This is a genomic window from Streptomyces sp. NPDC048436 (assembly GCF_043200355.1).
GTDB lineage: Bacteria > Actinomycetota > Actinomycetes > Streptomycetales > Streptomycetaceae > Streptomyces.
In genome coordinates, this window is sequence record NZ_JBICXP010000014.1 from 175307 (window position 1) to 200934 (window position 25628).

The 25628-nt window shown below is 69.7% G+C and carries 19 protein-coding genes and 4 tRNA genes; 13 read left to right on the forward strand and 10 right to left on the reverse strand.

The features are described 5' to 3' along the window. Positions 1-70 precede the first annotated feature (70 nt). Positions 71-172 carry a putative leader peptide gene (locus tag ACGFX9_RS34410; protein WP_393482398.1) on the reverse strand — a complete coding sequence of 34 codons (102 nt, stop codon included), beginning with the start codon at positions 170-172 and terminating at the stop codon, positions 71-73. Positions 173-346: 174 nt separating this feature from the next. On the opposite strand from ACGFX9_RS34410, the gene purF reads away from it, so the two are divergent. After that, positions 347-1873, forward strand: a complete 1527-nt coding sequence (gene purF / locus ACGFX9_RS34415; protein ID WP_393482401.1) for an amidophosphoribosyltransferase — start codon at positions 347-349, stop codon at positions 1871-1873. 37 nt (positions 1874-1910) lie between these two features. Next, positions 1911-2978, forward strand: a complete 1068-nt coding sequence (purM, locus tag ACGFX9_RS34420) for a phosphoribosylformylglycinamidine cyclo-ligase (RefSeq protein WP_393482405.1) — start codon at positions 1911-1913, stop codon at positions 2976-2978. Between the two features lie 123 nt (positions 2979-3101). Here purM and ACGFX9_RS34425 read toward each other — a convergent pair whose 3' ends face one another. Beyond that, entirely contained in the window at positions 3102-3362 is a 261-nt protein-coding gene (locus tag ACGFX9_RS34425) for a DUF3073 domain-containing protein (RefSeq protein WP_393482408.1), read from the reverse strand. 290 nt (positions 3363-3652) lie between these two features. Next, complete coding sequence (locus ACGFX9_RS34430) at positions 3653-4735, reverse strand: Leu/Phe/Val dehydrogenase (RefSeq protein WP_393482411.1); 1083 nt, start codon at positions 4733-4735, stop codon at positions 3653-3655. A 210-nt stretch (positions 4736-4945) separates the two neighbouring features. On the opposite strand from ACGFX9_RS34430, the gene ACGFX9_RS34435 reads away from it, so the two are divergent. Both ACGFX9_RS34435 and bldC read left to right on the forward strand, forming a co-directional pair. After that, positions 4946-5824 carry a hypothetical protein gene (locus tag ACGFX9_RS34435; RefSeq protein WP_393482414.1) on the forward strand — a complete coding sequence of 293 codons (879 nt, stop codon included), beginning with the start codon at positions 4946-4948 and terminating at the stop codon, positions 5822-5824. A 473-nt stretch (positions 5825-6297) separates the two neighbouring features. After that, on the forward strand, positions 6298-6504 hold the full coding sequence (gene bldC, locus ACGFX9_RS34440; RefSeq protein ID WP_003949541.1) for a developmental transcriptional regulator BldC: 207 nt from the start codon (positions 6298-6300) through the stop codon (positions 6502-6504). Between the two features lie 616 nt (positions 6505-7120). Here the strand turns inward: bldC and ACGFX9_RS34445 are convergent. The 3 genes from ACGFX9_RS34445 to hrpA form a co-directional block, all read right to left on the reverse strand. Then, positions 7121-7354: a DUF6274 family protein gene (locus ACGFX9_RS34445; protein ID WP_393482417.1), complete on the reverse strand. Its 234-nt coding sequence runs from the start codon at positions 7352-7354 to the stop codon at positions 7121-7123. Positions 7355-7487: 133 nt separating this feature from the next. Continuing rightward, positions 7488-7562 (reverse strand) — tRNA-Asp (locus ACGFX9_RS34450). Positions 7563-7656: 94 nt separating this feature from the next. Further along, positions 7657-11616 carry an ATP-dependent RNA helicase HrpA gene (gene hrpA, locus ACGFX9_RS34455; RefSeq protein WP_393482420.1) on the reverse strand — a complete coding sequence of 1320 codons (3960 nt, stop codon included), beginning with the start codon at positions 11614-11616 and terminating at the stop codon, positions 7657-7659. 83 nt (positions 11617-11699) lie between these two features. Between hrpA and ACGFX9_RS34460 the strand changes: the two genes are divergently transcribed. The 4 genes from ACGFX9_RS34460 to ACGFX9_RS34475 are packed head-to-tail and all read left to right on the forward strand — an operon-like array spanning position 11700 to position 14879. Then, the gene (locus tag ACGFX9_RS34460) at positions 11700-12065 is read left to right on the forward strand and encodes a hypothetical protein (protein WP_393482423.1); all 366 of its coding nucleotides are present in this window, start codon (positions 11700-11702) and stop codon (positions 12063-12065) included. 56 nt (positions 12066-12121) lie between these two features. After that, positions 12122-12865 carry a DsbA family protein gene (locus tag ACGFX9_RS34465; RefSeq protein WP_393482426.1) on the forward strand — a complete coding sequence of 248 codons (744 nt, stop codon included), beginning with the start codon at positions 12122-12124 and terminating at the stop codon, positions 12863-12865. After that, the gene (locus ACGFX9_RS34470) at positions 12862-13725 is read left to right on the forward strand and encodes a cytochrome c biogenesis CcdA family protein (protein WP_393482428.1); all 864 of its coding nucleotides are present in this window, start codon (positions 12862-12864) and stop codon (positions 13723-13725) included. Before ACGFX9_RS34465 ends, ACGFX9_RS34470 begins: the two co-directional genes overlap by 4 nt. Positions 13726-13754: 29 nt before the next feature. Beyond that, positions 13755-14879, forward strand: a complete 1125-nt coding sequence (locus ACGFX9_RS34475; RefSeq protein WP_393482431.1) for an ABC transporter permease — start codon at positions 13755-13757, stop codon at positions 14877-14879. A gap of 58 nt (positions 14880-14937) precedes the next feature. Here the strand turns inward: ACGFX9_RS34475 and ACGFX9_RS34480 are convergent. The 4 genes from ACGFX9_RS34480 to ACGFX9_RS34495 all read right to left on the reverse strand — a co-directional run bounded on the left by ACGFX9_RS34480 (position 14938) and on the right by ACGFX9_RS34495 (position 16850). Next, positions 14938-15011: transfer RNA gene (locus ACGFX9_RS34480), tRNA-Phe, on the reverse strand. A gap of 22 nt (positions 15012-15033) precedes the next feature. After that, a tRNA-Asp gene (locus ACGFX9_RS34485) sits at positions 15034-15108 on the reverse strand. A gap of 39 nt (positions 15109-15147) precedes the next feature. Next, positions 15148-15220, reverse strand: a tRNA-Glu gene (locus tag ACGFX9_RS34490). A gap of 79 nt (positions 15221-15299) precedes the next feature. Beyond that, positions 15300-16850 carry a metallophosphoesterase gene (locus tag ACGFX9_RS34495; RefSeq protein ID WP_393482434.1) on the reverse strand — a complete coding sequence of 517 codons (1551 nt, stop codon included), beginning with the start codon at positions 16848-16850 and terminating at the stop codon, positions 15300-15302. A 59-nt stretch (positions 16851-16909) separates the two neighbouring features. Here ACGFX9_RS34495 and ACGFX9_RS34500 point away from each other — a divergent pair, with 59 nt between their 5' ends. The 5 genes from ACGFX9_RS34500 to ACGFX9_RS34520 all read left to right on the forward strand — a co-directional run bounded on the left by ACGFX9_RS34500 (position 16910) and on the right by ACGFX9_RS34520 (position 25562). Next, positions 16910-17260 (forward strand): metallopeptidase family protein, encoded by a 351-nt coding sequence (locus tag ACGFX9_RS34500; protein WP_393482436.1) that lies wholly within the window; start codon positions 16910-16912, stop codon positions 17258-17260. A gap of 118 nt (positions 17261-17378) precedes the next feature. Then, complete coding sequence (locus ACGFX9_RS34505; protein ID WP_393482439.1) at positions 17379-17939, forward strand: hypothetical protein; 561 nt, start codon at positions 17379-17381, stop codon at positions 17937-17939. Positions 17940-18240: 301 nt separating this feature from the next. Further along, the gene (locus ACGFX9_RS34510) at positions 18241-20616 is read left to right on the forward strand and encodes a DEAD/DEAH box helicase (protein ID WP_393482442.1); all 2376 of its coding nucleotides are present in this window, start codon (positions 18241-18243) and stop codon (positions 20614-20616) included. A 172-nt stretch (positions 20617-20788) separates the two neighbouring features. Next, positions 20789-23929, forward strand: coding sequence for an FG-GAP repeat domain-containing protein (locus tag ACGFX9_RS34515; RefSeq protein WP_393482445.1), 3141 nt, complete (start codon positions 20789-20791; stop codon positions 23927-23929). A gap of 70 nt (positions 23930-23999) precedes the next feature. Further along, the gene (locus ACGFX9_RS34520) at positions 24000-25562 is read left to right on the forward strand and encodes an amino acid permease (protein ID WP_393482448.1); all 1563 of its coding nucleotides are present in this window, start codon (positions 24000-24002) and stop codon (positions 25560-25562) included. The last annotated feature ends 66 nt before the right edge of the window (positions 25563-25628 follow it).

Genomic DNA, 25628 nt, shown 5'->3' on the forward strand with positions numbered 1-25628 from the left:
GAACGGGACACGGCGAGACGCACGTGCCCGGAGTCGGGACGAGAGGGAGAACGAGGGAAAAAGGTGACGTTCAGGCAGCGCGGTGACAGAGAGCGCTGGCGACACGGACCAGGTCGACGTGGCGGCGCTCCACAAGGGTGACCGACGGGTCACCGAGGGGCTGCTGGGGCATGGACCAGGAGCTTCACGGGACCTGCCCGCCCCTGTCAACGCTCCCGCTCACCTGTTCACAGAGGCTTCGTACTCCACGTACGCACCACGTACGCGTCAGGGCCGCGATCACGCTCCGTGCGGGGCCCGTATCCCCAATTCGGACCAGTGGTCGATCTCGCCTACACTCGATGATGTGCCACGTGGTGACGGTCGACTCAATCATGATCTGCTCCCCGGCGAGAAAGGCCCCCAGGACGCTTGCGGCGTCTTCGGTGTCTGGGCTCCGGGTGAAGAGGTCGCCAAGCTCACTTACTTCGGGCTGTACGCCCTACAGCATCGAGGCCAGGAGTCCGCGGGAATCGCGGTCAGCAACGGCTCCCAGATCCTTGTCTTCAAGGACATGGGGCTCGTCTCCCAGGTCTTCGACGAAACCTCCCTCAGCTCGCTCCAGGGTCATATCGCGGTCGGTCACGCCCGCTACTCGACCACTGGCGCCTCCGTCTGGGAGAACGCCCAGCCGACGTTCCGTGCCACCGCGCACGGCTCCATCGCGCTCGGGCACAACGGCAACCTCGTCAACACGGCCCAGCTCGCCGAGCTGGTAGCCGAGCTGCCCAAGGAGAACGGCCGCGCGACCCAGGTCGCGGCGACCAACGACACCGATCTGGTGACGGCTCTCCTCGCGGGCCAGGTGGACGACGACGGCAAGCCGCTGACCATCGAAGACGCCGCGATGAAGATCCTCCCGGACGTCCAGGGCGCCTTCTCCCTCGTCTTCATGGACGAGCACACGCTGTACGCGGCCCGCGACCCGCAGGGCATCCGCCCGCTGGTCCTCGGCCGGCTTGAGCGCGGCTGGGTCGTGGCATCGGAGTCCGCGGCGCTCGACATCTGCGGCGCCAGCTTCGTCCGCGAGGTCGAGCCCGGCGAGTTCATCGCGGTCGACGAGAACGGACTGCGAACGTCCCGATTCGCGGAAGCGAAGCCCAAGGGCTGTGTCTTCGAGTACGTCTATCTGGCGCGCCCCGACACGGACATCGCGGGCCGGAACGTCTATCTCTCGCGCGTCGAGATGGGCCGGAAACTCGCCGAGGAAGCTCCCGCCGATGCCGACCTCGTCATAGCGACCCCGGAGTCCGGAACGCCCGCCGCGGTCGGTTACGCGGAAGCCTCCGGCATCCCCTTCGGCGTCGGCCTGGTGAAGAACGCCTACGTAGGCCGGACCTTCATCCAGCCCTCGCAGACGATCCGCCAGCTCGGCATCCGTCTCAAGCTGAACCCCCTCAAGGAAGTCATCAAGGGCAAGCGTCTTGTCGTCGTCGACGACTCGATCGTCCGCGGCAACACCCAGCGCGCCCTGGTCAAGATGCTCCGCGAGGCCGGAGCCGCCGAGATCCACATCCGGATCTCGTCCCCGCCCGTGAAGTGGCCCTGCTTCTTCGGCATCGACTTCGCGACCCGCGCCGAGCTCATCGCCAACGGCATGACGATCGACGAGATCGCCAAGTCCATGGGCGCCGACTCGCTCTCGTACATCTCCATCGACGGCATGATCGAGGCCACGACCATCGACAAGCCGAACCTGTGCCGCGCCTGCTTCGACGGCGTGTACCCGATGGACCTCCCCGACCCCGAGCTGCTCGGCAAGCAGCTCCTGGAGACGGAGCTGGCCGCCGGTCCGGCGTCCACGGCAGCGGCCGACGCGATCCGTCGCCCGTAAGCCACCCGTAGTAACGACACGAAAGCTCTCACTCACCATGCCCGAGACCACTGGTGCCAGCTACGCAGCCGCAGGCGTAGACATCGAAGCGGGCGACCGCGCCGTCGAGCTGATGAAGGAGTGGGTGAAGAAGACGAAGCGGCCCGAGGTCCTGGGCGGCATCGGCGGCTTCGCCGGACTCTTCGACGTCTCCGCCCTCAAGCGTTTCGAGCGCCCCTTGCTCGCCTCGGCCACGGACGGCGTCGGCACGAAGGTCGACCTCGCCCGTCAGCTGGGCGTGTACGACACCATCGGGCACGACCTGGTCGCGATGGTCATGGACGACATCGTGGTGTGCGGCGCCGAGCCGCTCTTCATGACCGACTACATCTGCGTCGGCAAGGTGCACCCCGAGCGTGTCGCGGCCATCGTGAAGGGCATCGCCGAGGGCTGTGTGCTCGCGGGCTGCGCCCTCATCGGCGGCGAGACGGCCGAGCACCCGGGCCTTCTCGGCCCGGACGACTTCGACGTCGCGGGCGCCGGCACCGGCGCGGTCGAGGCCGACCGCGTTCTCGGCCCCGATCGCATCCGTAAGGGTGACGCGGTCATCGCCATGGCCTCCTCCGGGCTTCACTCAAACGGGTACTCGCTTGTCCGGCACGTGGTCTTCGACCGCGCGGGCTGGTCCCTGGACCGCCAGGTCGAGGAGTTCGGCCGCACGCTCGGCGAGGAGCTCCTGGAGCCCACCAAGATCTACTCCCTTGACTGCCTGGCGCTCACCCGCACCACGGACGTCCACGCCTTCAGCCACATCACGGGCGGCGGCCTCGCGGCGAACCTGGGCCGGGTCATCCCGGACGGTCTGCACGCGGTCGTCGACCGGGAGACCTGGACCCCGGGCGCGGTCTTCGACCTCGTCGGCAAGGCAGGACAGGTTGAGCGCCTTGAGCTGGAGAAGACGCTGAACATGGGCGTCGGCATGATGGCGATCGTCCCCGAGGAGTCCGCCGACGCGGCCCTCACGACCCTCGCCGACCGTGGCGTGGACGCCTGGATCGCGGGTGAGATCACCGAGCGCGGCGCGCACACCACGGGCGCCGAGCTCATCGGTGACTACGCGAAGTAGGCCCGTGCGGCAGTCCTCAAGGCAGCACAAAACCCGGTCCGGTGGTGGTGACCACCCTGGACCGGGTGAGGTGCAGTTGCTACGAGAACTGCGAATACTGCAGGTGCTGCGAATGCAACGAGGTCAAGCGCCGCGGCGCTGCGACGAAGGACCGGACTCGTCGGAGGAGTCCTCGCCGTCGTCGTCGTTATACCGATCCGCGTACTGGGCGTACGGGTCGTCTTCTTCCTCGTCGTCGTCTTCGAACGGCTCGCTGTTAGGCGGCTGTTGCGAAGTCGAAGCGCCCAGCTCATTGGCCAGGCGCGAGAGGTCAGTCCCGCCGCTGCTGTACTTCAGCTGGCGGGCGACCTTCGTCTGCTTGGCCTTTGCCCGGCCGCGCCCCATGGCTCGACCCCCTCGGATATGGGGCTTGGTGACCCCAGAGTCTTGACACGCGTTCATGATCAGGAACGGGCTCTCCGTGGAGAGGCCGGTCCGTAGGGCTTCCACGGTACCTGCTCCTGCGGCCATACGGTACGTCGCCCGCAGGACGCGCCTCGGCGCAGAACCGGCGAGGAGCCCTGTCCTCGCTGGTCAACTGCGATTTTAACCTCTTCTTGCCGGGCGACCCGCCGACGGGGGTGAGTCATGTCTCTCGCGCACGTCGGCGGGGCCCTTCCCGGGCGTCTTTCGGATCAGGGGCGGCGGGCCTCCGCCATCCGCTGTTCGGCGATCCTGTCGGCCGCCGCGGCCGGCGGAATGCCGTCTTCCTTCGCACGAGCGAATATGGCAAGAGTGGTGTCGAAGATCTTCGATGCCTTCGCCTTGCACCGGTCGAAGTCAAAGCCGTGCAGCTCGTCGGCGACCTGGATCACGCCGCCCGCGTTCACCACGTAGTCCGGCGCGTAGAGGATCCCGCGGTCGGCGAGGTCCTTCTCGACGCCGGGGTGTTCGAGCTGGTTGTTGGCGGCTCCGCAGACCACCTTCGCGGTGAGCACCCGCACGGAGTCGTCGTTCAGGGCGCCGCCCAGCGCGCAGGGGGCGTAGACGTCGAGGCCCTCCACCCGGATCAGTGCCTCGGTGTCGGCGACGGAGGTCACGGAGGGGTGCTTGTCGGTGATGCGGCGCACGGAGTCGTCCCGTACGTCGGTGATCACGACCTGGGCGCCGTCCGCGAGGAGGTGCTCCACGAGGTGGTGGCCGACCTTGCCGACACCCGCGATGCCGACCTTGCGGTCCCGCAGCGACGGGTCGCCCCACAGGTGCTGGGCGCTCGCCCGCATGCCCTGGAAGACGCCGAACGCGGTGAGGACGGAGGAGTCGCCTGCGCCGCCGTTCTCGGGGGAGCGGCCGGTCGTCCAGCGGCACTCACGTGCGACGACGTCCATGTCCGCGACATACGTGCCGACGTCGCACGCCGTCACGTAGCGACCGCCGAGCGAGGCCACGAAGCGGCCGTAGGCGAGGAGGAGCTCGTCGCTCTTGATCTGCTCGGGGTCGCCGATGATCACGGCCTTGCCGCCGCCGTGGTCGAGACCGGCCATGGCGTTCTTGTACGACATCCCGCGGGCGAGGTTCAGCGCGTCGGCGACGGCGGCTTCCTCGGACGCGTACGGATAGAAGCGGGTGCCGCCGAGGGCGGGGCCCAGGGCGGTGGAGTGGATGGCGATGACGGCCTTGAGGCCGCTGGCTCGGTCCTGGCAGAGCACTACTTGCTCATGGCCGCCCTGGTCCGAGTGGAACAGGGTGTGCAGGACGCCGTTGTCTGCTTCGGTCACTGTGGTGACTCCCGGTCAAGTAGCGGCGGTTGGGCGGACGCCCGTGCGGGTGGCGGGGCCCGATGGGCAATGAGACTAGAGCCTCGGAGAACCCGGTGGCCGCGCAGTGCCGAGGATCACCCTCTCCCGGCGCAGCGAACGGTACGTCGGACTTCGGCCATGGCACGATTTGCAGTGTTTTCCAGCCGGTACGCGGGGGAGGGAGCAGCCGTGCCCAAGGTCTCTTCGTTGGTTGTTCCATACGCGTCCTATTTGCGGGTGTATGAGCCGCTCGCAGCCTTCCCCGAACCCGAGCGCGGCCACTGGGCCCGCTACGCGCGTCGCCCCGACCGCCCCTCGTACCAGGACGAACTCCGCCGTTCTCTGGCCGACTTGCTGCCCACGCCGCCCGTCCCGGTGCCGGTGCACGAGAGCAGCGACGCGTTCGTGGTGGAGGCCGAGGGGGTGCTGTGCGTCTGCCCCTGGCGCACCAGGCTCCGCGGCTGGCAGGCGCTGGGCGAGCTGCCGGGACAGCTGCCGACGCCGGTCCTCGACGCGGTCCTGCCCGCGGTGGTGCGCCGCCAGACGGCCGCGGACTACGAACGCTGGCTGGCCCGCAACCCGGACGCGCGCCCGTGGATCCGTACGTCGACGTGGCAGGTGCCGCTGAACTGGTTCGTGCTGGTCTCGGACGAGGAGCGGCAGTACGAGAAGGGGTACGCGCAGGAGGCCGCCGCCGGGCAGGAGGGTGAGGCCGCGGGCTGCGCGCCCGTCCTGCGGTACCGGACGCCGATGGTGCAGGCGCGGCGGAGGGTGGCCCGCGGGCTGAGGACGCTGCGGGACACGATCGACGACGGGCCGCTCGTCGACGGGCTCATGGATGTGGGGCGGTGGCTGGAGGAGTTCCACCCGCGCTCGCTGGTCGAGCTCGACTACGGAGGGCTCGTGCACGCCCTCTCCGACGACCAGCTCGACGAGGACCACTCGGCGGCGGATGTGGCGGAGGGGATCGAGGCGCTGCGCAACGGCGACGGCGAGGGGGCCGGCGAGGCGTATGCGAGGCTCGTGCAGCGGTGGAGGGCGGTCCGGGACCGTCAGTTCTCGAACTGACGCGGCACCACACTGACGTGACACCTACACGGGACGTAGGTCCCGATCCGGGCTTTTGTCTCAAGCGTGACGGACCGCACTTACGGGGCCCTTGCGCCCAACGCCCCCCCTCATGCCAAAATAGGACAAGGAGTCCGGGGAGGGCTCCTTCCGTCCATGTTCGGGCGGAATGCTCAGCATTGCACGCTATGGGGGGTCTGTTGACTCCTGATCGCTCTGTGACTGATCGTCACGGTGGCGTGACTGTCCGCTATGGCATGGTCCATCGGCTTCCGTCGCTGATAGACACCTGGGAGGGCAATTCCATCGGTTTGGCCGACGTGGCTGGACGGATGGTGTAGTTGTAGTGCCGAGGACAAGCCGTTCGTCCTATAACCGACTCGACTCGCGTCCGCCATTTCGGGCAACGCGGGTCAAGGTGCAGAATTTAGAGGAATGAACCGAGAAGGTTCGGTTCTCCGAGGAGGCCGCTCATGACCGCTCGCACCCCTGATGCCGAGCCGCTGCTGACCCCGGCTGAGGTTGCCACGATGTTCCGCGTCGACCCCAAGACGGTGACGCGTTGGGCCAAGGCTGGCAAGCTCACGTCGATTCGCACGCTCGGCGGGCATCGCCGTTACCGCGAGGCTGAGGTCCGCGCACTGCTCGCGGGTATCCCGCAGCAGCGCAGCGAGGCCTGATTTACCGCATAACCGCAGTACTCGGGCGAAGAGTACGTCCGCTGCCGGGTCCCCCAATCCGGCCGCAACGTCCGACTTATAGCTACACGCGACGCGGGTCCCGCCCCAACGGGCCCCACGCCTGAGCCTCATGGGTGAGTCGTTTTCGATCGCGCTGGACTCCGCCGGGTCCAGCGCGATCTTTTTTGTGCGCCCTGGACGCGTCGCCGGGCACCGCTGTGAGCGGGCTTGTTGATCTCTGGGGAGTGCTGGGGGCGCGCTGTGGCGGGGCTGTGGGGCTGCCCCCTCGTCGCCTCTTCGCCGCCCTTGCGGCACCCGGGCGGCACCTGGGCGGCACCCGGACGGACCCTGCGCGAACGCCGTGCGGGGTGGTGCAATTGCACATATTAAATTGACCTGTTGTAAGACGGGTGTAAGTTCCGGGGTTTCCAAAACCAGTTCGGTGACACCCGTCACACGACGTGAGCCTTGTTGCCGACGCTGCCTCTGGGCTAGAGGGGACTCCGGAGTAGCCGGAGTCCCACTCCCACGCGCCCACAGGGGAGTTGACTCCGTGGTCCCACGCCCCTGCCCCCTCAGCCTCCCACCACCGGGGTGCCCCGCGGGTCGGCTTTGGTCATGCGTTCGGGGGACTTTCGTCCTCGCCTGCCTCAGGGGCGCTCTCGGGGGCGCTCTCCGGGGCGCCCTCACGGCCGCTCTGGGCGCCCGAAGCGGTCTCCAGGGCGAGCCGTTCGAGGCGGTGGCAGATCGGGCAGTGCCGGGTCAGGTGGCGGTAGCTGGTCGCCGCCGAGAGATGGGCGCGTAGCAGGGCGCGTGTCTCATGCCGTGCGGACGCCGCCGAAGCAGTCATACGCCACCTCCCGCTGGGGAGCGGTCCCGCCCCGTTCCCTGCTTGTCTAGGTACCGGCGGAATGTGACGCAGTCAAGACGCACGTACGACAACGGGCCGTATCCCTAAGGGATACGGCCCGTTGCATGCGCTGCGGTCCTGACGGGATTTGAACCCGCGGCCTCCACCTTGACAGGGTGGCGAGCACTCCAAACTGCTCCACAGGACCTTGCTTCGCGGCACTGATTGTTGCGTTGTGCTGCGAGACGAAACTGTACCGCAGGCCTGCCCACCGGTCGAACTCGCTCTGCGTGAGGGGGTCGTTACGGCGCCGCCGCGTCGATCGCCTTCACGATGCGTTTGTCCGAGACGGCGTACGCCGTGCCGAGCGCGTGCGCGAAGTAGCTGACGCGCAGCTCCTCCAGCATCCACCGGATGTCCAGGACCTCCCGCGGGACGGGACGGCCCCGCGGCAGCTGCTCCAGGAGCCAGGCGTACTCGTCCTGCATCTCGTGGACCTTCTCCATGCGCGAGGTGTCCCGCTGCACGTTCGTCGGCATCTGCTGGAGGCGTCGGTCGGCGGCCACCATGTAGCGCATCAGGTCCGCGAGCCGGCGGATCCCCGTTGCCGTGACGAAGCCGGGGCCGATGAGGGCGTCCAACTGGGCCCGTACGTCCGTGAGGTTGGGCAGCAGCGTCGGGCTCTTCGTCGACTTCAGGCGGCGCTCACAGGCCTGCCAGGCGGCGAGGACCTGCTGGACCTGGCTCACCGTCCGCACCGTCGCGTCGACGATCTCGGCCCGCACCTTCTCGTACAGCTTGCGGTACGACTCCTCGTCCCACGCGGGACCCCCGAAGTCACCGATCAGCTTGTCCGCCGCCGCCATCGCGCAGTCGGCGAAGAGCGCCTGGATGGAGCCGTGCGGGTTCGCGGACAGGGCGATCTTCTGCGCGTTGGTCAGCTTGTCCGAGGCGAACTTGGCCGGATTCACCGGGATGTTGCGCAGGATCAGACGGCGCGTGCCCTTCCACATCGCCTGCTGCTGCTCCGCCTCGGTGTCGAAGAGGCGTACGGAGACTGTGCCAGCTGCGGAGCCGTCGTCCACGAGCGCCGGATACGCCTTCACCGGCTGGCCCGCCCGCCGCGTCTCGAAGACGCGGCTGAGGGAGCCGATGGACCAGTCCGTGAGGCCCGTCCGCTCCACCGCCGAGCCGCCCGTGCGCTCGGCGGTCGCCGCGGCGGCCTGGGAGAGCGCCTTGCGGGCCTTCGGGCGGAGCTGGAGCTTCAGCGCCTCCAGGTCCTTGTCCTCGGCGAGGTTCTTGCGCCGCTCGTCGGTGATCCGGAAGGTGATCTTCAGGTGGTCCGGTACGCGGGTGAGGTCGAAGTCGTCCGGTGAGACCGGCACCCCCACCATCCGCTGGAGCTCGCGGGCCAGCGTCACGTGCAGCGGCTCCTGAAGAGGCACCGCCCGCTCCAGGAACGCCTTCGCGTAGTTGGGGGCGGGCACGTAATGCCGGCGGACGGGCTTCGGCAGGGAGCGGATCAGTTCGATCACGACCTCCTCGCGCAGGCCCGGGATCTGCCAGTCGAAGCCGTCCGCCGTGACCTGGTTGAGGACCTGCAGCGGGATGTGGACCGTGACGCCGTCCGCGTCCGCGCCCGGCTCGAACTGGTACGTCACCCTGAACTTGAGCGGCCCCTGCCGCCACGTGTCGGGGTAGTCGTCCTTGGAGACGTCCCCCGCCTTCTCGTTGATCAGCATCGACCGCTCGAAGTCGAGCAGCTCCGGTTCTTCGCGCTGCTGCTTCTTCCACCACGAGTCGAAGTGCGCGCCCGACACGACGTCCTCGGGCACCCGCTGGTCGTAGAAGTCGAAGAGCGTCTCGTCGTCGACGAGGATGTCGCGGCGCCGGGCCCGGTGCTCCAGCTCCTCGACCTCGGTGAGGAGCTTGCGGTTGGCGGCGAAGAACTTGTGGTGCGTGCGCCAGTCGCCCTCGACGAGCGCGTTGCGGATGAACAGGTCGCGGGAGACCTCGGCGTCGATGCGGCCGTAGTTCACCTTGCGCTGGGCGATGATCGGGACGCCGTACAGCGTGACCTTCTCGTACGCCATCACGGCCGCCGCGTCCTTCTCCCAGTGCGGCTCGCTGTACGTGCGCTTGAGCAGATGCTGGGCGAGCGGCTCGACCCACTCGGGCTCGATCTTCGCGTTGACGCGGGCCCAGAGCCGAGAGGTCTCCACGAGCTCGGCCGACATGATGAAGCGCGGCGGCTTCTTGAAGAGCGCGGAGCCGGGGAAGACCGCGAACTTCGCCGAACGGGCGCCCAGATACTCGTTCTTCGCGCCCTCCTTCACGTCCTTCATCCCGATGTGGGAGAGCAGACCGGCGAGGAGGGAGATGTGCACCTGCTGCTCGGGAGCGTCGTCCTCGTTGAGCTGGATGTCCATCTGCTTGGCGACCGTACGCAGCTGCGTGTAGATGTCCTGCCACTCGCGGATCCGCAGGAAGTTGAGGTACTCCGACTTGCACATCCGGCGGAACGAGGACGAGCCGCGCTCCTTCTGCTGCTCGCGGATGTAGCGCCACATGTTGAGGAAGGCCAGGAAGTCGGAGGTCTCGTCCTTGAAGCGGGCGTGCTGCTGGTCCGCCTGCGTCTGCTTCTCGGCGGGGCGCTCGCGCGGGTCCTGGATGGAGAGCGCCGCGGCGATCACCATCACCTCGCGTACGCAGCCGTTCTTGTCGGCCTCCAGGACCATGCGGGCAAGCCGCGGGTCGACCGGCAGCTGGGCCAGCTTTCGGCCCTGCGGGGTGAGGCGCTTCTTCGGGTCCTTCTGCGCGGGGTCCAGCGCCCCGAGTTCCTGGAGGAGCTGGACGCCGTCGCGGATGTTGCGGTGGTCCGGCGGGTCGATGAAGGGGAACTTCTCGATGTCGCCGAGACCGGCCGCCGTCATCTGCAGGATGACCGAGGCGAGGTTCGTGCGCAGGATCTCCGGGTCCGTGAACTCGGGGCGTGCGACGAAGTCGTCCTCGCTGTACAGGCGGATGCAGATGCCGTCCGACGTACGGCCGCAGCGGCCCTTGCGCTGGTTGGCGCTGGCCTGGCTGATCGCCTCGATGGGCAGCCGCTGCACCTTCGTACGGTGGCTGTAGCGGGAGATACGGGCGGTGCCCGGGTCGATGACGTACTTGATGCCCGGGACGGTCAGGGAGGTCTCCGCGACGTTCGTCGCGAGGACGATCCGTCTTGCTGTTCCCGCATCGGGCCGCTGGAATACGCGGTGCTGCTCGGCATGCGAGAGGCGGGCGTAGAGGGGGAGGACTTCCGTGAAGCGATAGTTCTTCTTGTTCAGCGCGTCCGCCGTGTCCCGGATCTCGCGCTCTCCGGAGAGGAAGACGAGGATGTCGCCCTTGCCCTCGCCCTGGAGCTCCTCGACGGCGTCCGTGATCGCGGTGATCTGGTCGCGGTCGATGTCTTCCGAGTCCTCTTCCAGGAGCGGGCGATAGCGCACCTCGACCGGATACGTACGGCCGCTGACCTCGACGATCGGGGCGTCCCCGAAGTGCCGGGAGAACCGCTCGGGGTCGATGGTCGCCGAGGTGATGACGACCTTCAGGTCCGGGCGCTTGGGCAGCAGCTGGGCGAGATAGCCGAGCAGGAAGTCGATGTTGAGCGACCGCTCGTGGGCCTCGTCGATGATGATCGTGTCGTACGCGCGCAGCTCGCGGTCCGTCTGGATCTCGGCCAGCAGGATGCCGTCCGTCATCAGCTTCACGTACGTGTCCTGGCCGACCTGGTCGGTGAAGCGGACCTTCCAGCCGACGGCCTCGCCGAGCGGGGTGTTCAGCTCGTCGGCCACGCGTTCGGCGACCGTGCGGGCGGCGATACGGCGGGGCTGCGTGTGCCCGATCATGCCGCGGAGGCCACGGCCGAGCTCCATGCAGATCTTGGGGATCTGCGTCGTCTTGCCGGAGCCCGTCTCGCCCGCGACGATCACGACCTGGTGGTCGCGGATCGCCGCGGCGATGTCGTCCCTCTTCTGGCTGACCGGAAGCTCTTGGGGATACGTGATCTTGGGCAGACGGCTGCCCCGCTCGGCCATCCGCGCCGAGGCCTTGTCGACGTCCGCCGCGATTTCGGCGAGGACGGCGGCCCGGGCCTCGGGCTTGCGGATCCGGCGGGCACCCTCAAGGCGGCGTCCGATCCGGTGCTCGTCGCGGAGCGAGAGCTCGGAGAGCCGGGGGGCGAGGGTGTCGAGGGTGAGGGCAGGCTGCGTAGACATACGGCGTCCAGGATCTCACCCGGCGCTCGGAGGTGGCGAACCGATTTATCCGGCGGGGCGCCCGGGCACGTACGATTCCGGGCATGTTGTCCCGTGCGCGCCTGTCGTGGTGCCCCTTCCTTGGGGTACTGCTCGTCGTGCTCGGGGCGTTCTGCGGACCGGCGGTGGCCGCGGAGCCGGTGGCCAAGCCCGCGGTGTCGGTGCAGGCCGAGGCGTCCGCCGGGGTGCCCGGCTGCGGCCAGGGCGGTCGCCTTGACGCCGCCGGTCAGGCTCCCGCGGCCCCGCCGCGCTCCGCTTCCGCATGCGAGCTGCTGCCCGCCCTGCATCAGGCCCATGCCGCTTCCGGTGCGTGGGGCGTCGGCCGGACGGTGCCGTCCCTGACGCCGGAGCGCGGGCCGCCTCCGCTCGTGTCGCCGTCCCCCGTGGATCTCTCGGTCCTGCGCGTTTAGGAAGCCCCTCTCTTCGGGGCCCCACAACGACGTACAGGAACAGAGAGAACTCCCTGATGCCCAAGAACAACAACAAAAAGAAGAACATCGCCATCGGGGCCGGAGTGGCCCTCGCCGCGCTGCTGCTCGGCGCCGCTTCCTACAGCGCCACCAAGCCCGACGAGCCCTCCTCCGTCACCGCGAAGGAGGAGTCCCCGTCCGACGTCTCCGCCGACCCGCAGGCCGGCGTCTACCCGGAGCTGGCCAAGCTCGCCAGGCGCGACGCCAAGGACCCCCTTTCCCAGGGCCGCAAGGACGCGCCCGTCGTGCTCATCGAGTACGCCGACTTCAAGTGCGGCTACTGCGGCAAGTTCGCCCGCGACACCGAGCCGGGCCTCGTGAAGAAGTACGTCGACGACGGCACCCTGCGCATCGAGTGGCGCAACTTCCCGATCTTCGGCGCGGACTCCGAGTCGGCCGCGCGGGGCGCGTGGGCCGCCGGGCGGCAGGGACGCTTCTGGCAGTTCCATGAGGCCGCCTACGCCGAGGGCTCCAAGGAGAAGGGCTTCGGCGGCGAGCGGCTGAAGGAGCTCGCGAAGGAGGCCGGGGTCAAGGACATCGGCCGCTTCTCGGACGACGCGGGGAGCGCCTCGGCCAAGGCGGCGGTGAAGAAGGACCAGGAGGAGGCGTACGGCCTGGGGGCCACGTCGACTCCGTCCTTCCTGGTCAACGGGCGGCCCATTTCGGGTGCGCAGCCCGATGAGGTGTTCGACCAGGCGATCGAGCAGGCGGCGAAGAGCGCCGGTGCGGGGGACAAGTGACCGCCGATGTCGGGTACTTCGCGGCGTTCCTCGGTGGTCTCCTCGCCCTGATCAGCCCCTGCAGCGCGCTGCTTCTGCCCGCTTTCTTCGCGTACTCGATCGACTCGACGTCACGGCTGCTCGCGCGGACCGGCATCTTCTACGCGGGCCTCGCGACGACACTCGTGCCGCTGGGCGCCGCGGGGTCGGTGGCCGGGCGGTTCTTCTTCGGCCACCGGGACCAGCTGGTGCTGGCCGCCGGGTGGCTGATCATCGCGCTCGGTGTGCTCCAGGTGGTGGGCATGGGGTTCGCCTCGCGGAAGATGTCCGAGCTCTCGGGGCGGATCCGGCCCACGACAGCGGTCTCCGTGTACGCCCTTGGCGCGGTGTACGGACTCGCCGGCTTCTGTGCGGGGCCGATCCTGGGGAGCGTCCTGACGGTGGCGGCGGTGAGCGGAAGCCCCGTCTACGGCGGGCTGCTGCTGGCCGTCTACGCGCTGGGGATGGCGGTGCCGCTGTTCGTGCTCGCGCTGCTCTGGGAGCGGTTCGACCTGGGGCGCCGGCGCTGGTTGCGGGGGCGTACGTTCCGTATCGGCCGCTTCGAGCTCCATACGACCTCGCTCCTCTCCGGGGCCTTCTTCGTGGCCCTCGGCGCGCTCTTCCTCGCGTACGACGGGACCACCGCGCTGCCGGGGCTCCTTGACGTGGACGACTCGTTCGCCGTGGAGCGGTGGGCCGGGGGCGTGGGGCGTGCCGTGCCGGACTCCGTACTGCTGGCCGGTGTGGTGGCGCTGGTGGGGGTGGGGTTCGCGGTGCGGCGGTGGCGGAGGCGGGCGCGTGGGCGTGGCCGTGGTGGGCCGGTCGAGGCCGAGCAGGGGTGAGTCCGTTTTGGGTGGTTTAGCGTATTCGTATGTCTGACGACCCTGAGCAGGGGCCCGAGCGGCCTGAGCGGCCTGAGCCTGCGGAGCATCAGCACGGCGCCCATGCGAGGACTCCTACCCGGGGTGAGCACTGGTCGGCGTTCAAGGAGTCGCCGTTCCTGCCCGCGGTCGTGCTGGTGTTCATCCTGGCGGCGGCCGCGGGCCTCTTCGCGGGCTCGTACACGTACTCCATGGCGAATCCGACGCCGCACCGCATCCCCACGGCGGTGGTCGGCGCGCAGGACGCGCCGCGGGGCAAGGCGTTCCTCGACGGCATGGAGAAGGCGCTGAACGCCTCCGTGGAGGTGCACGAGTACGGCAGTGTCGCCGCGGCGCGGGACGGGGTGGCGGAACAGAAGGTCTTCGCGATCCTCGCGGTGGCCCGCGGGGGCGGCGACAGGGTGACCTTCGACGTCTCGGGGGCGTCGGGCGCCTCGGTCGCGCAGGTGCTCGCGGAGACGGCGCCGAAGGTGGGCAAGAAGGTGGGGGTGCCGGTGACCGTGAAGGACATCAAGCCCCTCCAGGAGGGCGACCCGCGGGGCCTCGCGATCTTCTACATCTCGCTGGCGGCGGTCATCATCGGCTTCGTCGGGGCGATTCAGCTGAGCGTGCACGCGCGGGGGCTGAATCCGGCGGAGCGGATCGCCTTCACCGTCCTCTACGCGCTGCTCGGCGGGTTCGTGATCGCGGCGGTGGTGGACTGGTGGCTGGGGGCGCTGGATCTGCCGTTCGTGGAGTCGTGGCTGATCCTGGCGCTGACGATGTTCGCCTCGGGCATGGTCTTCACGATGTTCAACACGTTGTTCGGGCGCTGGGCGATGCTTCCGACGTGGGGCCTGATGGTGCTCCTGGGCAACCCGTCGTCGGGCGGGGCGGTTTCGTGGCCCCTGCTTCCCTCGGTGCTTGGCCACATCGGGAGGTGGCTGCCGCCGGGCGCGTCGGTGAACGCGCAGCACACGGCGGTGTACTTCGGCGCCGATCAGCACGCGTTCCCGTTCCTGGTGCTCGCGGGGTGGGCGGTCCTTGCGTCGGCGGTGTTCTGGGTGTGGCGCCATCGGCATCCGGGAGGGCGGGAGAGGGCGGGGGCGCATGCGGGGGTTCCGGCGGCGGGGTAGCGATGTCGCCCCCAGGAACGGCGAAGGCCCCGTCCAGGGGACGGGGCCTTCGAAGAGGTGGCTGGGGCCGGGATCGAACCGGCGACCTATCGCTTTTCAGGCGATCGCTCGTACCAACTGAGCTACCCAGCCACGCGATTCAGAGAATCGCAAGCGGTCCTGACGGGATTTGAACCCGCGGCCTCCACCTTGACAGGGTGGCGAGCACTCCAAACTGCTCCACAGGACCAAGCATTGTGCGAGCACCAGTCTCGCACAAGGTGTTGCGTGCCCCCAACGGGATTCGAACCCGTGCTACCGCCTTGAAAGGGCGGCGTCCTGGGCCACTAGACGATGAGGGCTAAGGGCCCACCTGGGCGCTTTGCAGCGCGTCGGGGACGTGAGAAGCATATGGGATGCGGGGAGCTATCGCCAAAACGGTTATCGGGGGGTCGGCGTACCGCGTCCCGATGACTGGCCCGGAGGGGGCGGCGAGGGCGTCGCGCCCGGGGCGTTCTCCTTGGGCAGATGGCGGCTGACCTCCGCCTTCGTCAGGCCGAGCCCGCCCAGCCTGATCTCGTCCCAGGCCTGGAGCCGCCGGGAGTCCCGGTCCAGGTAGAGGACCGACGCCTCCACCGGATCGGGGTACTTGCCCTCCACCGCGCGCAGCCCGCTGCCGCCCGTCGAGCCCTCGATGCGAAGCCGCGTACCGCCGTCCATGACCTCCATCTCCTGGTGGTGGACATGCCCCGCGAGGACCAGCGGCACCTCCCCGTCCGTCTCCCGCGCCGCATCCGGGTTGTGCGCGACGGCGATGTCCACAGGGGTGCCCGCCGCCCGCTGGTCGCGCAGGGCGGCGGCCAGGAGGCTGCCCGCCATCTCCTCCTCGGGCTTGCCCTCCGCCGCCACCGAGCGGTCCGGGGTGTACTGCGGGTCGCCCGTGCCCGCGAACCGCAGGCCCGCGACCGACACGGCCTTGCCCTCGTCCAGGACGTGGACGTTCTTCATGCGCTCCAGGTAGCGCTGGGTGGTGTGCGAGTCGTGGTTGCCCCTGACCCAGACGTACGGGGCGCCCAGGTCCTCGACCGGGTCGAGGAAGGCGTTCTCGGCGGCGCTGCCGTGGTCCATGGTGTCGCCGGAATCGACGATGACGTTGATCTCGTACTGCTCGACGAGCGAAGAAATGATCTTCCAGCTCGCCGGGTTGAGGTGGATGTCGGAGACGTGCAGGACGCGGATGGTGGACGGGTCCGGCTGGTAGGCCGGGAGCGTCGACGTCACGTCGTACAGCTTCGTCACGTTGGTGACCAGGCGCGCCAACTCCCGCTGGTATACGTCGAATTCGCTCACGATGCTGCGCGCGTTGCCGACCACCGACGGCGCGCTGCTGAGGAGGCCCGAGAACTTGGGTTCCAGGACCGACTTGGGGTTCCACGTCGCGTACGCCGCCGTGCCCGACGCGGCGAGCAGGGCCAGGGCGAGCCCGCCCGCCGCCAGTGCCCTGCGTGGGCGCCGGTAGACCGCGAGGCCCAGCGCGGTGGCGCCCGCGACGACGGCGGCGCAGGAACGTACGGCCAGGTCGAGCGTCCCGTGCTCCACGTCCTTCGCCACCTCGTCCTGGAGGCCCGCGATCCGCTCCGGGTGGTCGACCAGGGCCTGGGCGCGGACCGGGTCCAGGCGGTTCACGTCCACGTCCAGGCGGATGGGGGCGGTGTGCGAGCGCAGTTCGAGGGCGCCGAGCGGTGACACGTCGATCTTCGTGCCGCCGGTGAGCGAGGGGCGCAGCGTCATGCGGGTGTCCATCGGGCCCACCGGCGCGTGCACGCTGCCGACGACCAGCAGCCCGAGCCAGGCGCCGAACAGGACGACCGCGACCAGGCCCACGGCACGGCCGTAGGGGTGCGGAGGGCTCGTGAGCTCGCCGACCGGGTGCGGGTGACGTGAGCGGTAGTGGCGTACGAGGGCGGCTAGCGCACGGAAGTCGCGGGCCATTGGGCCCGTATGCCCATGGGGAGGGGCGGCTATGCGGGGCCGTGGCCGACAATGGGGGTGTGCTGGAGATGACGCGGGAAGAGTTCGAGGAACTGGTCGCCGAGGCGCTTGACCGGATTCCTCCCGAGTTGACGCGGTTGATGGACAACGTGGCGGTGTTCGTGGAGGACGAACCGCCGGCCGAGGACCCGGAGCTGCTCGGGCTCTACGAAGGCACTCCCCTGACGGACCGGGGCGAGTGGTACGCGGGCGTGCTGCCCGACCGGATCACCATCTACCGCGGGCCGACCCTGCGCATGTGCGAGTCGCGTGAGGACGTGGTCGCCGAGACCGAGATCACCGTGGTGCACGAGGTCGCACATCACTTCGGGATCGACGACCAGCGCCTGCACGCCCTGGGATACGGCTGACATGCCCCTGGGTCACGGCTGAGGGCCGGTGCCAGGAGCGCCGCGGTCCGTGTCCTCTTGCGGGGCAAGGGAGTTGGGTAGGACGTCCCGCTTCTCAGCGCCTCGGAGGTGCTCGGCCGTGCGCCAGTTGTACGTTCCTGTCCGGTGGGCCGCGGCGGCCGTGGCCGTCATGGCGACCGCGGGCTGCATGAGCATCGGCGACGACGGCGGCGGCGAGCCCGGCCCCGCGCGGTCCGCGGGGGAGCGCAGCGCGGCGGCCGCTCCCGACGGCGGTGGCGACACGACGGGCGGTGGCTCGGCCGGCGGCGGTGACGGCGAGCGTGGCGACGCCAAGGGCGGCAAGGGCAAGAAGAAGGGCCACGGCAAGGGCAAGGGGCGGGAGGCCGGGCGTGGCAAGGCCGGCTCCGGGGCGGCCCAGGCTTCGGCCGCCGCCACCGGGGGCGGTGACGACCCCGTACCGCCCACGAAGGGCGGGCCCTCGCCTACGCGCAGCAAGCCGGACCAGCCGCGCCCCACGCCGCCGCCCGATCCTCCGAAGCCGACCCCGACGCCGACTCCGGAGCCCACGCCGGAGCCTTCGTCATCGGCCCATGAGGAGCCGAAGCCGGACACGCAGCTGGGGGAGCGGTCGCAGGGGCTGCGGTCGAGGGAGCCTTCACCGGAGGCGGGGCCCGCGTAGATGTCCTGGGACAGGGACGGATTTCCCGGGTTTCCAGCCCTGTCGGAAACCCGCTTCGTCGCAGGTGAGGCGGGCTGGAAGGGGTGGAATCAAAGGTGCCCCGGACGGTGTGGTTTGCCTTCTGGGGGGTTGGGTGAGTATGGTGGTAGATCGTTTGATCCCATTTGCCCGGCGCCGAAAAAGAAGAGCGCCGCGTGGCGCGTACTCTCCCTTGCCGTGGCTGACCGCATAGAGGCGGTCCATTGCGAAATCACGGAGTTGACGGGCGCGTGCCGAGACTCCGGAAGGTTTCGCATTTCGCATGTCCATTTCTCATTCTGACCACGCCGTCCTGCCCGAGAACGAGACGAACGACGAGCTGACGGTGGACGCCGTCGTAGAGGCCGTCGAGACCGTTCAGGCCGCCGACGTCGCGGACGTCACTGACGTCACCGCTGTCACGGACGTCACTGACGTCACCGACATCGCCGACATCGCCGATGTCGTGAAGGCCGCCGAGCAGGTCGTCGAGGAGACCGAGGCTGCCGCCGAGGTCGACGAAGACGCCGAGACCGGCCCGACCTTCAGTGACCTCGGTCTGCCCGACGGCATCGTCCGCAAGCTCGCCGCGAACGGCGTGACCTCGCCCTTCCCGATCCAGGCCGCGACCATCCCGGACGCCCTGGCCGGCAAGGACATCCTCGGCCGTGGCCGTACGGGTTCCGGCAAGACCCTCTCCTTCGGTCTGCCCCTCCTGGCCACGCTGGCCGGCGGGCACACCGAGAAGAAGAAGCCCCGCGGCGTCATCCTCACGCCGACGCGTGAGCTCGCGATGCAGGTCGCGGACGCGCTCCAGCCGTACGGCGATGTCCTCGGCCTGAAGATGAAGGTCGTCTGCGGCGGTACGTCCATGGGCAACCAGATCTACGCCCTCGAGCGCGGTGTCGACGTCCTCGTCGCCACGCCGGGCCGTCTGCGCGACATCATCAGCCGCGGCGCCTGCTCGCTTGAGAACACCCAGATCGCGGTGCTCGACGAGGCCGACCAGATGTCCGACCTGGGCTTCCTGCCCGAGGTCACCGAACTGCTCGACCAGGTTCCGTCCGACGGCCAGCGCATGCTGTTCTCGGCCACGATGGAGAACGAGATCTCCACGCTGGTCAAGCGCTACCTGACCAACCCGGTGACGCACGAGGTCGACAGCGCCCAGGGCAACGTCACGACCATGTCGCACCACATCCTGATCGTGAAGCCCCGCGACAAGGCGCCCGTCACGGCCGCCATCGCCGCGCGCAAGGGCCGCACGATCATCTTCGTCCGCACCCAGCTGGGCGCCGACCGCATCGCCGAGCAGCTCTGCGAGTCCGGTGTGAAGGCCGACGCGCTGCACGGCGGCATGACGCAGGGCGCTCGTACGCGCGTTCTTGAGGACTTCAAGAAGGGCTACGTCAACGCGCTCGTCGCGACCGACGTCGCCGCGCGCGGCATCCACGTGGACGACATCGACCTGGTCCTGAACGTGGACCCGGCCGGCGACCACAAGGACTACCTGCACCGCTCCGGCCGTACCGCTCGCGCGGGCCGCTCCGGCACGGTCGTGTCCCTCTCCCTGCCGCACCAGCGCCGCCAGATCTTCCGTCTGATGGAGGACGCGGGCGTCGACGCCGGGCGTCACATCATCAACGGTGGTGGCACCTTCGACCCGGAGGTCGCCGAGATCACCGGCGCCCGTTCGATGACCGAGGTGCAGGCCGACTCCGCGGGCAACGCCGCGACCCAGGCCGAGCGTGAGGTCAAGGACCTCACCAAGGAGCTGGAGCGCGCGACCCGCCGCGCGACGGAGCTGCGCGAGGAGGCCTCGCGTCTCACCGCGCGTGCCGCCCGCGAGCGTGGCGACGACCCGGAGACCGCGGTCGCCGAGGCCGCAGCCGCTGCCGAGGCCGCGATCGAGGCCGAGGCCGCCGTCTCCGTCCCGGAGCAGCCCGCGGCCGTTCGCGAGGAGCGCCGCCCGCAGCGCGACGAGCGCGGCAACTACGAGCGTGACCGTGGCAACGACCGCGGTGGCCGTTCCTTCGAGCGTCGTGACGACCGTGCGTCGGGTGGTTTCCGTGGCGGCGACCGTCGCGAGGGTGGCGACCGTGGCGGCTTCAACCGTGACCGTGGCAACGACCGTGGCGGCCGTTCCTTCGAGCGTCGTGACGACAACCGTGGCGGTGGCTCCGGCTTCCGCGGTGGCGACCGTCCCTCGGGCGGCGGCTTCAACCGTGACCGCAACGACCGCGGTGGCTCCGGCTTCCGCCGCGACGACCGTCCCTCGGGCGGCTTCCGCGGCGGCGACCGTCCCTCGGGCGGCGACCGTCCGTCGGGTGGCGGCTTCAACCGTGACCGCAACGACCGTGGCGGCTCCGGCTTCCGTCGTGACGACCGTCCCTCGGGCGGCGACCGTGGCGGTTTCCGTGGCGGCGACCGCCGTGACGACAACCGCGGCGGTTCGAGCTTCCGTCGCGACGACCGTCCCTCGGGCGGCCACCGTGGCAGCGACCGTCCGTTCAACCGTGACCGCCGCGACGACCGCCCCGCCGGCGGCGCCCGCTCCGGTGGCCACGACCGCCCGGCGTTCAACCGCGACCGCTCCGGGACCGGCACCGGTTCCTTCGGCCGCCGCGACGACAAGCCGCGCTGGAAGCGCAACGGCTGACGCCTGCTGAACAGCTGACGCCTGCTGAACAACTGAACAGCTGAACCGAAGGGCCCACCCCGTTCGTACGGGGTGGGCCCTTCGGCGTATCCGTGTCGGTGCCCGCTGTTACCTTCATGCCTGATCGGAAGGACGGTCCGGTGGGGAGCCGGACCGCAAGGGAGGGGAACCCGTGGTTCGTCATGCTTTCGTACGTGATCATCGAGCGAGACGCATCGGCATCGCCGTAGCCGTCTCCGCCGCCGTCGCGGCAGGGCTCAGCCCGCTGCTGCCGTCGGCCTCCGCCGCGCCGACCGCCGAGGCCGTGGTGCCCGCCACCGAGCGCTCCAGCGAGCTGGCTGTTTCTCTGTTCGGCCCGGAGCAGCTGAAGGGAGCGGATGGAGCAGGCGCCAAGGGTGTCTTCCACCGTATGGAGAGCGCGGAGGACCCGCAGGCAGACCGTCTCGTCTGGACGCGTTACACGGACGGGAAGACCTTCCCCGTCCCCGAGGCCATGACGTCGATCGCCGCGAACCCCACGGGAAGCGACACCCTTGCCAGGCGGCCCGGCGACGGCACGGTGGAGCTGTGGGACGCCGTGGAGCGTACGTCGCGCACGGTGCGGGTGCCGGAAGGACAGAACCACCTGGTGACCTACGGGTCCACGGTCGTCACCAACGTGAAGACGACCGCCGACGACGGGACCGTCGTCAACACCCTGCATCTGCTGGCCCCGGAAACGGACGGTGCGACGCGTGACGTGACCGTACGCGGGCTGCCGACCGGCGCTGTGTTCGGTATACCGCTGGGCGGCGACGAGACGTCCGTGTTCTTCCTGGGCAAGGTGGACGGAACCGCCCGGGTCATCGACGCCGACGCGCGGACCGGTCAGGTCCGGGGCTGGTCGGCCGCTTTGCCGGCCGGCTACAACATGGCCGCTGTCTCGGCCGACCGCGTGGCGATGTACAACCGCTCCGCCGCGGACGTCCTGGTCCTCGACCGCGCCCACCTGTCCGCCGCTCCCGTGAGCGCCCGCCTCGACGGGGGTGCCGTCCAGCCGCGCGAGGACCTCGCGGTGGTCGGTGACTGGCTGGTGTACCGCCCCCGCACCGGTGGTTCCGCCGGTGCGGTGAAGGCGGCGCCGATCGCGGGCGGTGACCCGGTGACGCTCCTCGCGAAAATGAACCGGCCCGGCATCTCCGCCGGGCCCGGCGGCACGGCGGTCGTCATCGGCGCGGCCGACGGAGGGCAGGCCATCCAGCGCATCTCCGCCGACAGCACCGGACGGCCGGCCGTCGCCGTCGCCAAGCCGCTGCCCCGGCCGAAGTCCGAGATCCGCGGAGTGGCGCTCGCCCAGGGAAGGCTGCTGGTCACCGACACATCGAGCGGCCGCCGTGAGGACTACGCCCGCACGGTCAGCGCCCAGTCCACGACCGACACCCCGTACTTCGGCGAGCGCTCGGCGTTCACACCGCGAACGGACGTGCTGATCGGCAGCGACTGCCCGGCGAAGGACGTCGCCTGCTCCCAGATCCACGGCACCACCGACGGCCGGATGGCCTGGCTGGAGCACCAGCAGATGGACGACCGGATTCGCGTGAATGGGCCGGGCCCGACCGACCTCGACGAGATCACCGTCCCGTCGGGCGGGACCATCACCGACATCTCCGGTGACTATGTGATCCACACGACGGACACCAAGCAGAACGTCTACCGTCTCGACAACCACCCGTCACCCACGCTGACCCGCGCTCCCAGCGCCGCGACCCTCTGGGGCGACCTCCTGTGGACACCGGGCAGCACTCCGGGCACGCTCACGGGCTACGACCTGACGGCGAAGAAGACGGTGCACGAGGTCTCCACCGGAGCCTCCTGCGACCCCGCCGAGCTGCAGGCCTTCGGACGCTGGCTGTACTGGAGCTGCGGTGCCGACGGCCCGGCGGGGGTGTACGACCGTACGGAGAAGAAGGCGGCCTCCGTACCCACGGGCGAGGCGCTGCTCGGTGACGGCTATGTGGTCACCCACGACAAGAAGGCCGGGAAGCTCGCGCTGACCACCGTCTCGGGCGCCACCCGTGACATCGGGGAGCTGCCCGATACGGGTGTCTCCCAGCGCCATGTGCGCTGGACCGTCGACGAGTCCGGCGGCAACGTCGCCTACGTCGACGCGCAGGAGCGCGTGCACCTCGTGCCGTCGGGCCAGCCGACGCAGCCGCTGGCGCTGATGGGCCCGGCCGACAACGCCACGTCGGTCCGTGCCACGACGTGGGACGCCGTACCGGACACGCTCACCACGCTGCTGCTCTCCAAGCCCGCGGCGGGCTGGAAGCTGACCGTCCGAGCCCGGAGCACCGGTGCGGTCGTGGACACCGAGGAAGGGGGCGCCGACCGGGGCGAACTGGCCGTGGGCTGGCACGGAGCCGACCCCTCGGCCGTGGGCGACAAGTTCTTCCCCAACGGCACGTACGACTGGACGCTGGCCGTGCGCCCCGCGGATGGACCGGGAGCACCCCTGGAGGTGCGGGGCACGGTCGGGCTGCGCAGGGCGGACGCCGTGCGCCACGACCACGTGGGGGCGTCCGCCGACCCCGACGGGACGGGCGACCTGCTCACCCTCAACTCCTCGGGCGGGCTGACCTTCCAGCAGGGCGACGGCAAGGGCGCGTTCTCCGGGAAGGTGTCGGCGAGCGGCTGGTCCACGAAGACGCTCGCCGTGCCCTTCGGCGACCTGAACAAGGACCGCTGCAACGACGTCCTGGTCCGTATGACCGACGGCTCCCTGCGCGGATACCGGCCGGAGTGCGGGCAGCCGCCGGCCCCGTCGGCGCCGTACACCGGGCTCGGCACCGGCTGGAACGCCTACGACGTCCTCACCTCGCCCGGCGATCTGACTGGTGACGGCCGCGCCGACCTCGTCGCCCGCAAGGCCTCGACCGGCGACATCCATGTCTTCGCCGCCAAGAGCGACGGCACGCTCGCGGCGGGCAAGAAGATCCGCTCCGCCTGGACGACGTACACGCAGATCGTCGGGGCCGGTGACCTGAACGGCGACGGGATCGGGGACGTCCTGGCCCGGCGCGAGGACGGGACGCTGTTCCGGTACGAGGGCAAGGGCGACGGCACCCTTGAGGACCGGGCCACGGTCTTCACCGACTGGGGCGCCTCGTACAACGCCGTGGTCGGCGTCGGCGACATCACCGGTGACGGCAAGGCCGACCTGGTCACGCGCGACACGTCCGGGAACCTCTACCGCAACGACGGCAAGGGGAACGGCTCGTTCACCGCGCGGACGAAGATCGCAAGCGGGTGGGGCAGCTACAAGGGCCTTTACTAGCCCGTGAGTTGAGCGCTTTTTGGCCAGCGCAGGCGCATGTCGTGCCCCCGGCGAGGGAATCGCTGGGGGCATGACAAGTGACCCCAGAGAGCGGAAGCAGTCACCACCAGTCGCACCCGCCGCCGGCTCCGACGAGGAACGCCTCGCTCAGCTCGGCTACACCCAGGTCCTGGCGCGCCGCATGTCGGCGTTCTCCAACTACGCGGTCTCGTTCACGATCATCTCGGTCCTGTCCGGCTGCCTCACCATGTATCTGTTCGGCATGAACACCGGCGGTCCCGCCCTCATCACCTGGGGCTGGGTCGGGGTCGGGCTCATGACGCTGTTCGTCGGCCTCGCGATGGCGGAGATCTGTTCCGCCTACCCGACGTCCGCCGGGCTCTACTTCTGGGCGTACCGCCTCGCGCCCACCCGTACGGCGGCGGCCTGGGCCTGGTTCACGGGGTGGTTCAACGTGCTCGGGCAGGTCGCCGTCACCGCCGGGATCGACTTCGGTGCCGCGTCGTTCCTGGGGGCGTACCTCAATCTGCAGTTCGACTTCCGCGTCACCGAGGAGCGCACGATCCTGCTCTTCGCCGCGATCCTCGTACTGCACGGCCTGCTCAACACCTTCGGCGTACGCATCGTCGGGCTGCTCAACAGCGTCAGCGTGTGGTGGCATGTCGTCGGGGTCGCCGTCATCGTCGGCGCGCTGGCCTTCTCGCCGGACTCGCATCAGTCGGCGTCCTTCGTCTTCACCGAGTTCGTGAACAACACCGGGTGGGGCAGCGGGCTGTACGTGGCCCTCATCGGCCTCCTGATGGCCCAGTACACCTTCACCGGGTACGACGCCTCCGCGCACATGACGGAGGAGACCCACGACGCCTCCACGGCCGGGCCGCGCGGCATCGTCCGGTCGATCTGGACGTCCTGGATCGCGGGCTTCGTGCTGCTTCTGGGTTTCACGTTCGCCATCCAGTCGTACGACGGGGCACGTGAGTCGGCGACGGGGGCGCCGCCCGCACAGATTCTTCTCGACGCGCTCGGCGCGACCACGGGCAAGCTGCTCCTGCTCGTCGTCATCGGCGCACAGCTCTTCTGCGGCATGGCGTCCGTCACCGCCAACTCCCGCATGATCTACGCCTTCTCGCGGGACGGAGCGCTGCCGTTCTCGCACATCTGGCACTCGGTCAACCCGCGTACGCGCACACCCGTCGCGGCGGTCTGGCTCGCCGCCCTCGGCGCGCTCGTCCTCGGTCTGCCCTACCTGATCAATGTCACGGCGTACGCGGCCGTCACGTCGATCGCCGTCATCGGCCTCTACATCGCCTACGTCATCCCGACCCTCCTGCGGCTGCGCAAGGGCGAGGAGTTTGAGCGCGGGCCCTGGCACCTGGGCCGCTGGTCACGCCCGATCGGCATCGTCGCGGTGGCCTGGGTCGGCGTGATCACGGTCCTGTTCATGCTGCCGCAGGTCTCGCCGCTCACCTGGGAGACCTTCAACTACGCCCCGATCGCGGTCCTTGCCGTCCTCGGCTTCGCCGCGACCTGGTGGCTCGTGTCGGCCAGGCACTGGTTCCTCAACCCGGACCACGAGCGCACGGCGGCCCGCGAGGCGGCCCGCTCCGGGGCCCCGGACCCGGTCGATCCCTGACCGTCCCGGCGGCCGCCGGAGGCCCGCGCCGGGCCCGTCGCGGGAAGCGCGACGGGCCAAGGAGGC